This is a genomic window from Cellulosimicrobium arenosum, from assembly GCF_014837295.1.
Lineage (GTDB): Bacteria > Actinomycetota > Actinomycetes > Actinomycetales > Cellulomonadaceae > Cellulosimicrobium > Cellulosimicrobium arenosum.
In genome coordinates this window covers 83,221-95,913 of sequence record NZ_JACYHB010000016.1, presented here as the reverse complement: position 1 = coordinate 95,913, position 12,693 = coordinate 83,221, and the positions used below count along the sequence as shown (strand labels likewise).

General features: G+C 72.4%; 11 protein-coding genes and 3 tRNA genes. 11 read left to right on the top strand and 3 right to left on the bottom strand.

Translation table 11 applies throughout. The features are described from left to right. The first annotated feature begins 41 nt into the window (after positions 1 to 41). The 5 genes from IF651_RS16105 to htpX all read left to right on the top strand — a co-directional run bounded on the left by IF651_RS16105 (position 42) and on the right by htpX (position 8,408). Positions 42 to 4,547, top strand: coding sequence for an FtsK/SpoIIIE domain-containing protein (locus IF651_RS16105; protein ID WP_191830141.1), 4,506 nt, complete (start codon positions 42 to 44; stop codon positions 4,545 to 4,547). A gap of 148 nt (positions 4,548 to 4,695) precedes the next feature. Continuing rightward, positions 4,696 to 4,965: a hypothetical protein gene (locus IF651_RS16100; RefSeq protein WP_191830140.1), complete on the top strand. Its 270-nt coding sequence runs from the start codon at positions 4,696 to 4,698 to the stop codon at positions 4,963 to 4,965. Between the two features lie 165 nt (positions 4,966 to 5,130). Then, positions 5,131 to 5,604: an LpqN/LpqT family lipoprotein gene (locus IF651_RS16095; RefSeq protein WP_191830139.1), complete on the top strand. Its 474-nt coding sequence runs from the start codon at positions 5,131 to 5,133 to the stop codon at positions 5,602 to 5,604. A gap of 271 nt (positions 5,605 to 5,875) precedes the next feature. Next, positions 5,876 to 7,288: an FAD-dependent oxidoreductase gene (locus tag IF651_RS16090; RefSeq protein WP_191830138.1), complete on the top strand. Its 1,413-nt coding sequence runs from the start codon at positions 5,876 to 5,878 to the stop codon at positions 7,286 to 7,288. Positions 7,289 to 7,520: 232 nt separating this feature from the next. Further along, a complete protein-coding gene (gene htpX / locus IF651_RS16085; RefSeq protein ID WP_191830137.1) occupies positions 7,521 to 8,408 on the top strand; it encodes a zinc metalloprotease HtpX in 888 nt (295 codons plus the stop codon). Positions 8,409 to 8,470: 62 nt separating this feature from the next. Here htpX and IF651_RS16080 read toward each other — a convergent pair whose 3' ends face one another. From IF651_RS16080 to rarD, 3 genes are read right to left on the bottom strand one after another with little or no spacing between them, the layout of a single operon-like run. Further along, on the bottom strand, positions 8,471 to 9,385 hold the full coding sequence (locus IF651_RS16080; protein WP_338404010.1) for an HAD family hydrolase: 915 nt from the start codon (positions 9,383 to 9,385) through the stop codon (positions 8,471 to 8,473). A gap of 10 nt (positions 9,386 to 9,395) precedes the next feature. Next, on the bottom strand, positions 9,396 to 9,890 hold the full coding sequence (locus IF651_RS16075) for a YajQ family cyclic di-GMP-binding protein (RefSeq protein WP_191830136.1): 495 nt from the start codon (positions 9,888 to 9,890) through the stop codon (positions 9,396 to 9,398). A 59-nt stretch (positions 9,891 to 9,949) separates the two neighbouring features. Next, a complete protein-coding gene (rarD, locus tag IF651_RS16070) occupies positions 9,950 to 10,918 on the bottom strand; it encodes an EamA family transporter RarD (RefSeq protein WP_191830135.1) in 969 nt (322 codons plus the stop codon). 121 nt (positions 10,919 to 11,039) lie between these two features. On the opposite strand from rarD, the gene IF651_RS16065 reads away from it, so the two are divergent. The 6 genes from IF651_RS16065 to IF651_RS16040 all read left to right on the top strand — a co-directional run bounded on the left by IF651_RS16065 (position 11,040) and on the right by IF651_RS16040 (position 12,688). After that, positions 11,040 to 11,124, top strand: a tRNA-Tyr gene (locus tag IF651_RS16065). 160 nt (positions 11,125 to 11,284) lie between these two features. Beyond that, positions 11,285 to 11,357, top strand: a tRNA-Thr gene (locus IF651_RS16060). Positions 11,358 to 11,419: 62 nt separating this feature from the next. Then, positions 11,420 to 11,496, top strand: a tRNA-Met gene (locus tag IF651_RS16055). An 85-nt stretch (positions 11,497 to 11,581) separates the two neighbouring features. Continuing rightward, the gene (gene rpmG / locus IF651_RS16050) at positions 11,582 to 11,749 is read left to right on the top strand and encodes a 50S ribosomal protein L33 (protein WP_191830134.1); all 168 of its coding nucleotides are present in this window, start codon (positions 11,582 to 11,584) and stop codon (positions 11,747 to 11,749) included. A 22-nt stretch (positions 11,750 to 11,771) separates the two neighbouring features. After that, a complete protein-coding gene (locus IF651_RS16045) occupies positions 11,772 to 12,245 on the top strand; it encodes an FAS1-like dehydratase domain-containing protein (RefSeq protein ID WP_191830133.1) in 474 nt (157 codons plus the stop codon). Beyond that, on the top strand, positions 12,242 to 12,688 hold the full coding sequence (locus IF651_RS16040; protein ID WP_191830132.1) for a MaoC family dehydratase: 447 nt from the start codon (positions 12,242 to 12,244) through the stop codon (positions 12,686 to 12,688). Before IF651_RS16045 ends, IF651_RS16040 begins: the two co-directional genes overlap by 4 nt. Positions 12,689 to 12,693: the final 5 nt, after the last annotated feature.

Here is a 12,693-nt window from a genome sequence, read left to right as displayed (position 1 = left end):
GACCCCGAGACCGACCCGAGACACAGCCCGAGGACCTCTCTGTGCGCATCAAGCTCTCGCTGCACCGCCCCGACTCCACCACGACCAACGTCGCCGTCACCGCGGACGCGACGGCGACCGTGCGGGACGTCGCGGAGGCGCTCTTCGCCGGCGACCCGCAGCGTTCGGGCGCGCAGCTCCCGGAGCGGCTCACGCTCCAGGTGGGAAGCACCTCGACGGTCGCGGGCGGATCGGGGCAGGGCGGGCGGGTGCTGTCGCCGACGAGCGACCTCGTCGAGGCGGGGCTGCGCTCCGGGTCGACGGTCTCCATCGTTCGCGTCTCCGAGCAGTTCGACGCACCCGGCCAGGACCGCGGTGCGGCGATGGCCGTGCTCCGCGTCCTCGAGGGGCCCGACGCCGGTCGTGAGTTCCCGCTGCCCGTCGGGACGAGCTACGTCGGCCGCGACCGGGACATGGACATCCGGCTGTCCGACGCCCAGGTCTCCAAGCGGCACGCGCGCATCACGGTGGGCGAGTCGATCGAGATCACGGACACGAACTCCGCGAACGGTCTCGTCATGGGCGGTCGCCGCATGACCCGGTCGACCCTCACCTCGGCCGACACGGTGACGATCGGCACGACCACCGTCTCCGTGGTGGCGCTGAACCGGACCACGAGCCTCGCGCCGACGAGCCCCGTGGTGGAGTTCAACCGGTCCCCGCGCGTCGTGGCGCGGTTCGGCGAGCGCAAGCTCAAGGCCCCCAAGCCCCCGCAGCCGCCCGAGTCCCCGCGCTTCCCGTACATCGCGATGCTCGCGCCGCTGGTGATGGGGTCGATCCTGTACGCGGTGACGCAGAACATCCTGTCGATCGTGTTCATCGGGCTGAGCCCGCTCCTCATGCTCGGCGCCTACATCGACAACACGCTGCAGGCGAAGAAGAAGTTCAAGAACCAGGTCGAGCAGTTCCGCACGTCCGTCGCCGCGATGAAGATCACCATCGAGCGCACCCACGCGGTCGAGCGCGCGGTACGGCTCACGGAGGCGCCGTCGGTGTCGGACACCGTCGACGCGGTGCGCCGCCTCGGCGGGCTGCTGTGGACCCACCGGCCCGAGCACCCGGCGTTCCTGACCCTGCGGGTCGGGGTCGGCCGGGCGCCGTCGCGCACGCAGCTCGACGAGCTGAGCGAGAACAACACGATGCCCGAGTTCTGGGCCGAGCTCGAGAAGCTCGCCGCGGAGTGCGCGACGATCGACGGCGTCCCCGTCGTGGCGCGGCTGCGGACCGACGGCGGGCTCGGCATCGCCGGGTCGGGTGCCGTGGCCGACGCCGTCGGCCGCGGCATGCTCGTCCAGCTCGCGGGTCTGCACTCGCCGTCCGAGCTCGTCCTGGCGGCGATCACGTCGCAGCGCTCCCGCAGCGACTGGGAGTGGCTCGAGTGGATGCCGCACACCGGTTCGCCGTACAGCCCGATCGAGGGCGACCACCTCGCCGACAACCCGGGCGCCGCGCTCTCGCTGCTCTCGCGGCTGGAGGACCTCATCGAGGTGCGGGGGGCCGACCTCGGCCGGCACGCCGAGCTGCGGGGGCCGCTCGACCCGGAGGACGTGGCCGAGAAGACACCGTCCCCGGTGCTCCCGACGGTCGTCGTCCTCGTGGAGGACGACGCCCCGGTCGACCGGTCGCGGCTCACACGGCTCGTCGAGCGTGGTCCCGACGTCGGCGTGCACGTGGTGTGGGTCGCGCCGACGGTCGAGCAGCTGCCCGCCGCGTGCCGCACCTTCGTGCTCGTCGGGGACGAGGGCGCCGGGCCGTCGCAGCCAGGTGCGCCCGGCGCGGCGACGGGGGCGACGTCGGGCGAGGTCCGCATGGGCCAGCTCACGTTCCCCGTGACCTGCGAGACGCTCGACCTGGCCACGGCGCACGACCTCGCGAGGATCCTCGCGCCGGTGGTGGACGTCGGCGCCCCGGTCGACGACGACTCCGACCTCCCGCGGTCGGTCTCCTACCTGGCGCTCACCGGCCCTTCGCTCGCCGAGGACCCCGGCGTGATGGTCGACCGCTGGCGCGAGAACGGGTCGCTGACCCCGCGCGACGGTTCACCGCCGGTACGGCGCAGGACCCCGACGAACCTGCGCGCGCTCGTGGGCCACTCCGGGGCGGAACCGCTGTACCTGGACCTGCGGACCCAAGGTCCGCACGCGCTCGTCGGCGGGACGACCGGGGCGGGCAAGTCCGAGTTCCTCCAGTCCTGGGTCCTGGGCATGGCGGCGGCGCACAGCCCGGACCGCGTGACGTTCCTGTTCGTCGACTACAAGGGCGGCGCGGCGTTCGCGGACTGCGTCCAGCTCCCGCACACGGTCGGGCTCGTCACCGACCTGTCGCCCCACCTGGTGCGCCGTGCACTGACCTCGTTGCGCGCGGAGCTGCGCTACCGCGAGCACCTGCTCAACCGGAAGAAGGCGAAGGACCTCGCGTCGCTCGAGCGCACGGGCGACCCGGACGCCCCACCCAGCCTGCTCATCGTGGTGGACGAGTTCGCGGCGCTCGTGAACGAGGTCCCCGAGTTCGTGGACGGCGTCGTCGACGTCGCGCAGCGCGGCCGCTCCCTGGGGCTGCACCTCATCCTCGCCACGCAGCGCCCCGCGGGCGTCATCAAGGACAACCTGCGGGCGAACACGAACCTGCGTGTCGCGCTGCGCATGGCGGACGCCGACGACTCGACGGACATCCTCGGGATCCCGATGGCGGCGCACTTCGACCCGTCGATCCCCGGGCGCGGCGCGGTGAAGACCGGTCCGGGCCGGATCGTGCCGTTCCAGACCGGCTACGCGGGCGGCTGGACGACGGCGGAGCCCGAGCGTCCCCGCATCGACGTCCAGGAGATGGCCTTCGGCACCGCGGCGCGCTGGGAGCTGCCCGCGCCGGAGGTCGACGACACGGCCGACCCCGGCCCGAACGACATCTCGCGCGTGGTGTCCACCATCGCGCGTGCCGCGCACGACGCGGCCGTGCCCGAACCTCGCAAGCCCTGGCTGCCCGAGCTGGCGCACACCTATGACCTGGCCCGCCTGCCCAACCCGCGCACCGACACGATGCTGCTGCTCGGCGTCCAGGACGACCCGTCGTCGCAGGCGCAGCCGACGGTCTTCTACGAGCCGGACCGCGACGGCAACATGGCGATCTACGGCACGGGCGGCTCCGGCAAGAGCGCTGCGCTGCGCACGATCGCGGTCTCCGCCGCGATCACCGCGCGCGGCGGCCCCGTCCAGGTCTACGCGATCGACGCCGGCGCGAGCGGCCTGCGCATGCTCGAGGAGCTGCCGCACGTGGGCGCGGTCATCTCGAGCGACGACGAGGAGCGCGTCGCGCGCGTCCTGCGGATGATCCGCGACCTCGTGGACGAGCGCTCCGCACGCTACGCGGCCATCCGAGCCGGTGACATCACCGAGTACCGACGGCTCGCCGACGCCCCGGACGAGGCGCGCATCCTGCTGCTCGTCGACGGCATCGGCGCGTTCCGCGAGGCCTACGAGTTCAAGAACACGCCGGGCTTCCCGGTGTGGGGCGCGTTCTCCCAGGTCGCGACCGACGGCCGCCAGGTCGGGGTGCACGTCATCGTGGCCGGGTCGCGCGCGTCGTCGGTCCCGGCGTCTCTCGGCTCGACGATCCAGAAGCGCCTCGTGCTGCGCCTCGCGAGCGAGGAGGACTACCTCGCGCTCGGCGTTCCTCGCGACGTGCTCTCCCTGACCTCCCCTCCCGGGCGCGGGATCCTGGAGAGCGACGAGGTGCAGGTGGCGGTGCTGGGCGGCGACCCCAACGTCGCGATCCAGTCGCGCGAGGTCGGCAAGCTGCACAGCGCCATGTCGCGGCTCGGCATCCGCCCCGCACCGCCGGTCGAGCGCCTCCCGGACTCGTTCCGGCTCTCCGACCTGCCGGTGCGTGCGGGGGAGCGGGCCGCGTTCGGTCTCGACGACCTCGACATCGCGCCGGTCGGCCTGCCGCCCCGCGGGACGATGATGCTCTCGGGCCCGCCCGGGGGCGGGCGCACGACGGCGCTCGTCACGATCGCCCAGGCCATCCGTCGGGTGGGGAGCAGCCGGGTCGTGCACCTCGCCCCGCGGCGGACGAGCATCTCGTCGCTGGACGTGTGGGACACGAGCGTCTCGTCGCCCGAGGACGTCGTGACCCTGCTCGAGAGCCTGACGGGCGCGCTCGAGTCGGGGCACCTGCGCCCCGGTGGGCTGACGCTGCTGATCGAGTCGGTCACGGAGTTCACCGGGACGCCGGCCGAGCAGCCGCTCGCGGCGTTCGTGCGCACCGCCGTGCGCGCGGAGCAGCTCGTGGTGGGGGAGGCGGAGTCGTCGACGTGGGGCCAGGCGTGGGCGCTCGCGCAACCGTTCAAGGCGGGGCGGACGGGTCTGCTCCTGACGCCCGGCGACGTCGACGGCGACACGCTGCTCAGCACGTCGCTGGGCAGGATCCGGCGCGTGGACTTCCCGCCCGGACGAGGCTTCCTGATCCTCGCGGGCAGGGCTCGCAAGATGCACGTCGCACTGCCCGACTAGGTGTGACGTCCAGGGCAGTGCGGCCCGGTCCTGGCGCATGGGGAGGGCTCCCCATCGACGGGGTCGGGACTTCGATGGTTGAGTACTTCCATCGGAACAGGGACGGTGGCCACGCACGGTGGGCGCCGACGAGAGAAGGGGAACCACCATGGCTGGACTTTGGGGCGCGAACGTCGAGGAGCTCCGCGGGCTCGGTACGACGCTGCAGCAGAAGGCCGAGGAGATCAAGACGACCATGCAGACGCTGAACCAGCAGATCCAGTCGGTGCAGTGGCAGGGTCCGGACGCCGACCAGTTCAAGGGCAACGACTGGCCGGCCGCGCAGACGCAGCTCAACCAGGTCTCCCAGACCCTGACGGACGCGGGCAACAAGGCCACGCAGAACGCCCAGGCGCAGGAGCAGACCTCGAACTCCTGATCCCAGGAGGCTCGACCGCAGGCGCGGCACCCGTCGGGTGCCGCGCCTGCGGCATGTCTGCCGTGGGGATGCCGGGCGTGCGTCTGGGAGACTGGCCGACACCGACACCGACACCGAGGCCGACGCCGGTGACGACCATGACGACGCGAGAGGGCTCCGGACCTGATGACCGAGCTGAGATACCCGAGCGACGACTTCCCGGCGCCCGTCGGCGTGGGGGTGTCGATCCCCGACGGGTGGGTCCCGCTGCCGCTCGTCGCGCTGCCGCTCGCCGTCGGCCGCGAGGTGGCCGAGGGCGAGTTCAACCCGAACCTCATCGTGCTCGTCTCGCGCATCCGCGCCGATCAGTCGCTCGACGACGCGCACGCCCAGGCGCTGGGCGCGCTGCGTCCCCTGCCGAAGATGCGAGAGCTGGGGGGTGGGGACGTGGAGGTGGACGGCCACGCCGGCCGGTGGGTCGAGGCGCAGTTCAGGGGTGGCGCCGGGGCGGTGCTCGTCCAGACCGTCCGCACCGTCGTCGTGCCGCGCGGCCCGGTGGCCGACCTGGTCCAGCTCACGGGGACGTGCACGGTGACGCAGCACCCGTGGGCTGGGCCGGAGATCCGGCAGATCGCCGAGAGCCTGCGGATCCAGGAGTGATGTCCTGACCGCCGGAGCCCCGGCGCGCCGACGGACCTTCACCGTTTACATTCGCCCGGATCACAAGACGGCCTATCCACGTGGCGAGACGGCTGGCAGAGTAGAGGTACCGGGAGAGGGCTGAGTGAGGATGCCCTCACCTGGTCGTACAATCGAGGTGGTCCCTGCGGCCGGTCCTGCACCGGCCGCCGCGCTGCGGCCCCACCACCGGCCGTCACCGTGAGCGCGGAGGCGGACCCACCTTGTCCTCGACCGGAAGGCGCCCCGTCCTGTGAGCAGCATCCGTCCCCTGCGCGTCGCGATCGTCGGCGCCGGCCCCGCCGGGATCTACGCCGCGGACATCTTGTCCAAGACCGACCTCGACGTGAGCATCGACCTGTTCGAGCGCCTCCCCGCGCCGTTCGGCCTGGTGCGCTACGGCGTCGCGCCCGACCACCCGCGGATCAAGCAGATCATCGTGGCGCTGCACCGGGTGCTCAGCCGCGGCGACATCCGTCTGCTCGCGAACGTGGACTACGGCGTCGACCTCAAGCTCGACGACCTGCGGCAGTACTACGACGCGGTGATCTTCTCCACCGGGTCGATCCGGGACGCGGCGCTGGCGATCGAGGGCATCGACCTGCCCGGTTCCTACGGGGCCGCGGACTTCGTCTCCTGGTACGACGGGCACCCCGACGTGCCGCGCACGTGGCCGCTCGAGGCGCAGCAGGTGGCCGTGCTCGGCGCCGGCAACGTCGCCCTCGACGTGGCGCGCGTCCTCGCGAAGCACGCCGACGACCTGCTCCCCACCGAGATCCCCCAGAACGTCTACGACGCGCTCAAGGCCTCGCCGGTCACCGACGTGCACGTGTTCGCGCGGCGCGGACCGGCGCAGGCGAAGTTCTCCCCGCTCGAGCTGCGCGAGCTCGGCCACGTCCCGGACGTCGACGTGATCGTCTACCCCGAGGACTTCGAGTTCGACGAGGGCTCGATGGCGGCGGTGAGCTCGTCCAACCAGACCAAGCAGGTCGTGAAGACCCTCACGGACTGGACGCTCAAGGACCCGAGCGAGAACACGGCGTCCCGCCGCCTGCACCTGCACTTCCTGCACGCCCCGGCCGAGGTGCTCGGTGACGGCAAGGTCGAGGCGCTGCGCACCGAGCGGACGCAGCTCAACGGCGACGGCACCGTCTCCGGCACCGGTGAGTTCCACGAGTGGCCCGTCCAGGCGGTGTACCGCGCGGTCGGCTACTTCGGCTCGCCCCTGCCGGAGATCCCCTTCGACGAGCTCAAGGGCGTCATCCCCAACCGCGAGGGTCGTGTCCTGGACATCGACGGCGACCACCTCGCCGGGGTCTACGCCACCGGGTGGATCAAGCGCGGCCCGGTCGGTCTCATCGGCCACACCAAGTCGGACGCCTCCGAGACGGTCCGCCACCTCGTGGAGGACGTCACGGGGGCCGGCGACGGCGGAGACGTCGCGAACGCCGATCTCGAGGCGGGGCGCACCGCACCGCTGGGGGACCCGGACGCGATCGTCGAGTTCCTCACCGAGCGCGGCGTCGGTCACGTCGAGTGGTCCGGCTGGGAGCTGCTGGACGCGTACGAGCGCACCCTCGGCGAGCCGCACGGGCGCGAGCGCGTGAAGGTGGTCTCGCGCGAGGACATGATCCGGGTGGCCCGGGGCGAGGCGCTCGTCGACTGACGCTCCGCGAGCACGGCACGACGGCGCCCTCTCCGCCCGGACGGGGCGCCGTCGTCGTGCAGGCCCACGAGCGCGGACGTCGTGCGTGCTGCGTCGCTCCTCACCGGCTCGCGAGATCGCGGGAACGAGTGCGTCCGCTGGAGCGTTCTCTGGAGGGACGGACGGCGCGAGCCTCGTCCCGAGGGCGGCCCCGGCACGGCGGTGGGCCGCCTCGATCGCGGAAGGAGCCCACGTGGGTCGACGGCACCATCTCAACGGACTGAAGACGGCGGCCCTGTTCGGGGTCATGTGGGCGATCGTCCTGGGGTTGTGGATGGTCTTCGGCGCGCGCGCCAACCTGCTGTGGCTGTTCGTCGGTATCGGTCTGGTCACGACGTTCTACGGCTTCTGGAACTCCGACAAGATCGCGATCCGCGCCATGCACGCCCGGCCCGTCAGCGAGCTCGAGCAGCCTGCGATGTACCGGATCGTGCGCGAGCTCTCGACGGAGGCGCGGCAGCCGATGCCCCGCCTGTACGTCTCGCCCACCCGGGCACCCAACGCCTTCGCCACCGGGCGCAACCCCCGCAACGCCGCGGTGTGCTGCACCGACGGGATCCTGCACCTCCTCGACGAGCGGGAGCTGCGCGGCGTCCTCGGGCACGAGCTCATGCACGTCTACAACCGCGACATCCTCACGTCGTCCGTCGCCGGGGCGCTCGCGGGCGTCATCACGTCGCTCGCCCAGTTCCTGCTGTTCTTCGGCGGGGGCCGGGACCGGGGCGGCAACCCGCTGGCGTCGATCGCCATGGTGATCCTGGCACCGGTCGCCGCGATGCTGATCCAGCTCGCGATCTCGCGCACGCGCGAGTACGACGCCGACGAGGACGGCGCGAAGCTCACCGGGGACCCGCTCGCGCTCGCGTCCGCGCTGCGCAAGCTGGACTCCGGGACGCAGCGCGCGCCCCTGCCGCAGAACCGGGACCTGGTGGACGTCTCCCACCTGATGATCGCCAACCCGTTCCGCGGCGCCGGCGTCGCGAAGATGTTCGCGACGCACCCGCCGATGGCCGACCGCATCAAGCGGTTGGAGACCATGGCCGGCCACGGTCCCGGGTACGGCGGCATCACGTACCACTGAGGCCGACCGGCCGCTTGCTCGCGCGGTGGTGCTCGCCGTGCGACGTCCGACCGTGAGCGCGCTCAGCCCGCCAGGGCGCCCTCGAGCACGAGCGCGACCCCGTCGTCGTCGTTGGAGACCGTGCGGTCGCTCACCGCGGCGACGACGTCGGGGTGCGCGTTGGCGACGGCGAACGAGCGGCCCGCCCACCGCAGCATCGGCAGGTCGTTCGGCATGTCCCCGAACGCCCACACGTCGCGCGCGTCGACGCCGAGGCGGGCGCACCAGCGCGCGAGCGCGGCGTCCTTCGAGACGGTGGGCGCGAGCAGCTCGGCGAGACCGGCAGCGCCGGAGTAGGCGAGCTGCGCGCGATCGCCGACGACGGCGCGCACGCGCGCGAAGAACTGTTCCTGCGCGGGGATCTGGGCGTCCGCGAGGGCGGCGGGCCGGGTCGCAGGGCCACCTGACACGGGACCGGCGTCCGCGGCCCGGGCGAGCAGCTTTCCCACCGGTGCGGTCGACCGGCCGTCGAGAGTGCTCTCCACGCGGCTCACGACGGTCGAGCGGTCCACGGGGTCGACGTCGACTGCGTCGTCTCCTGGGGTGCGGAAGCCGCGGTCGAACGTCGGACCGTCGGCGCGCTCGAGCGCGAGCGCCACGCCGGGCACGGCCTCGCGCAGGTCGGCGACGAGGGCCTGTGCGTCGTCGTCGGCGAACCCGCACACCTCGAGCGCCTGCTCGGTCGCGAGGTCCCAGACCGCCGCACCGCCGAGGCACACGACCCGCCCGTGCCCGCCCACGACGTCGGACAGGAACCCGAGCCAGCGCGGCGGCCGCGCGGTCACCAGGACCACCTCGATGCCGGCGTCCTCGGCGGCGCGCAGGGCCGAACGGGTGCGGGGCGACACGCTGCCGTCCGAGCGGAGCAGGGTGCCGTCCAGGTCGGTCGCGACGACGCGTGGCAGGGTCTCGGCGGTCACCCCGGGGAGTCGGGTCACGCGGCGGTGCTCAGCGGTAGTTCGTGAACTGCAGCGCGACGTCGAGGTCGGCGCCCTTGAGCAGCGAGATCACGGTCTGCAGGTCGTCGCGCGACTTGCTCGTCACGCGCACCTCGTCGCCGGTGATCTGCGTCTTGACGGCCTTCGGGGCCTCGTCGCGGATGATCTTGGTGATCTTCTTCGCGTTCTCGCTCGACAGCCCCTCCTTGAGCGTCGCGGCGAGGCGGTACTCCTTGCCCGACGCCTGCGGCTCCTTCTCGCCGGTGTCGAGCGACTTGAGGGAGATCCCCCGCTTGACGAGCTTGGTCTCGAGGACGTCGAGGATCGCCAGGACGCGCTCGGGGGAGTTGGCGACCATGAGGATGGCCTCACCGCTCCAGGCGATCGAGGCGCCGACGTTGCGGAAGTCGTAGCGCTGCGAGATCTCCTTCGCGGCCTGGTTGAGCGCGTTGTCGACCTCCTGGCGGTCGACCTTGGAGACGACGTCGAACGAGGAGTCGGCCATGGTGGTTCCCTTCCTGGGCGGGTTGCGGGTGCTGGCTCCACCGTAGTCGAGCCGTCGCGTCAGCCGCGCGCGGCGGTCCGGGCGGCGAGCCGCGTCGCGCGCACGGCGCGCACGGCGTCGGTGGACAGGACGACGAGCGCGATCCAGACGAGCGAGAAGCCGATCCAGCGCGACGGCGGCATCGCCTCGTGGAACACGAGGAGGCCGCACAGGAACTGCAGGACGGGCGTGAGGTACTGCAGCATCCCGACCACGGCGAGCGGGATGCGTCGCGCCGCGGCGGCGAAGAGCAGCAGGGGCCCCGCCGTCACGATCCCGGAGGACGCCAGCAGGAGGTCGTGGCCGGTATCCGCCGGGGTGAACGTCCCGGCCCCGGTGAGCCCGAGCCAGAGCAGGAACGCGAGGGCGAAGGGCGCCAGCGCGGCGGTCTCGGCCGCGAGGCCGGGCAGCGCCTCGACGGTCCGGCCGACCCGGTTCTTCACCAGCCCGTAGAGCCCGAACGAGAACGCGACGCCGAGCGCGATCCACGGGACCTCGCCGACGCCGGCCGTGATGACGACGACGGCGGCCGCGCCGAGGCCGAGCGCGACCCACTGGGCGGGCCGCAGCCGTTCGCGCAGGACGACGACGGCGAGCAGCACCGTCACGAGAGGGTTGACGAAGTAGCCGAGCGCGGCGTCGAGCACGTGGCCGGAGAGGACCCCGTAGACGTAGATCGTCCAGTTGGTGGCGACGAGCACCCCGCCGAGGGCGAGGGTGGCGAACGTGCGCCGGTCCCGCAGGACGGCGCGGAACCGCCGCAGGCCACCGGTGACGAGGAGCGCGAGGACGCACACGACGAGGCACCACACGATGCGGTGCGCGATGATCTCGACCGGACCGGCCGGCTCGAGGAGCGGGAAGTACAGCGGCATCGTGCCCCACAGGGCGTAGGCGCCGACACCGAAGAGCAGCCCGCGCCGGTCCGCCGGGGCCGGCCCGCCCGTCGGACCTGGGGCGGACGGGCGTGCGGGGCCGGAGGCGTTCACGTGCTCACTGTACGGAGACGACCGGACGACGGCGGCGGCCCGGATTTCACGGCACGGCCGGTGGACTGTAGTGTTGTCCCCGCTCGCCTGGTCGACGACCGGCGGGCACCCAGTTGGACACGGCAGGTTGCCCGAGCGGCCAAAGGGATCTGACTGTAAATCAGACGGCTCAGCCTTCGGGGGTTCGAATCCCTCACCTGCCACCAGCACGACGGGGCGCCATCGGATCAGGTGGTGCCCCGTCGTCGTGCCGGCGCCTGCAGAGCTGCTCGCCGGGAAGATCCGGGGAGAGCCCGCAGCGGGCCGGAGCCGCGGAAATCAGCCGATTTCGCGCCAGGGCTCGGACCGTGTAAAGTTTTCCGCGCTGCCCCGATAGCTCAGTCGGTAGAGCGTCTCCATGGTAAGGAGAAGGTCAAGGGTTCGATTCCCTTTCGGGGCTCTGTGGTGACGCGGGGCCGTCTTGCTGGAATACTGCGAGACGGTCCCGCGTTCGCCTCATGCGGCGGGGTAGCTCAGATGGTTAGAGCGCACGACTCATAATCGTGAGGTCGCGGGTTCGATCCCCGCCTCCGCTACCACTCTTCACAACTCGCACGGCGGCCGGCGTCGTGCGACCTGCACAGCACAAGCGCCCTCCGGAGGCGCGAGAGGTGGCTCACTACCGTGGCAAAGAGTACTGACGTTCGCCCCAAGATCACGCTCGCGTGCGTGGACTGCAAGGAGCGCAACTACATCACGAAGAAGAACCGTCGCAACGACCCGGACCGCCTGGAGCTCGCGAAGTTCTGCCCGCGCTGCGGCAAGCACACCGCGCACCGCGAGACCCGCTGACCCAGCGCTCACCCACCGACCCGTGGCGATCAACGCAGACTTCGCCGGGCGCGAGTACCCGGCCACGGCCCCGTACTCCGTCGGACGCGAGAAGCTGCGCGAGTTCGCCGCGGCCGTCGGTTCCACGCACCCCGTGCACCACGATCTCGTGGCGGCGCGGGGTGCTGGTCATGGCGACCTCGTCGCGCCCCCGACCTTCGCGGTCGTCGTCGCGCAGCGCGCCGAGGCGCAGCTGATCGAGGACCCGGAGGCGGGCATCGACTTCACGCGTGTCGTCCACGCCGACGAGCGCTTCACGCACCACCGGCCGATCGTCGCCGGCGACGAGCTCGTGACGGTGCTCCACGTGGACCGCATCGTCGAGCGCGCAGGCCTCGCGATGGTGACGACGCGCTGCGAGATCTTCGCCGCGGCCACGGACGACGCGGGCGAGCCGGCGCGGACGCCGGTCTCCACCGTCGTCTCGACCCTCGCCGTCCGCGGGGAGGACGCATGACCGCCCAGCGGCCCGCTGCCGCACGCCGGCCGGCGATCGGAGACCTGGCCGCCGGGGACGTCGTCGGGACGCGCACGGTCGAGGTGGACCGTGCACGCCTCGTGCGCTACGCCGGTGCGAGCGGCGACTTCAACCCGATCCACTGGAACGACACGTTCGCGGCCGGGGTCGGCCTGCCGGGCGTCATCGCGCACGGCATGTTCACCATGGGCGCCGCGGTCGCGCTCGTCGAGGAGTGGGCGGGCGACCCGGGCGCCGTCGTCGACTACCAGACCCGCTTCACGCGCCCCGTCCCCGTCCCGGACGCGGGCGTCGCGACGCTCGAGGTGACCGGCACGGTCGGTGCGATCGACGCCGACGCCGGGACCGTCCGCGTCGACCTCACCGTGACCTTCGAGGGTGCCCGGGTGCTCGGCAAGACGCAGGCGGTCGTCCGGCTCTGAGGTGC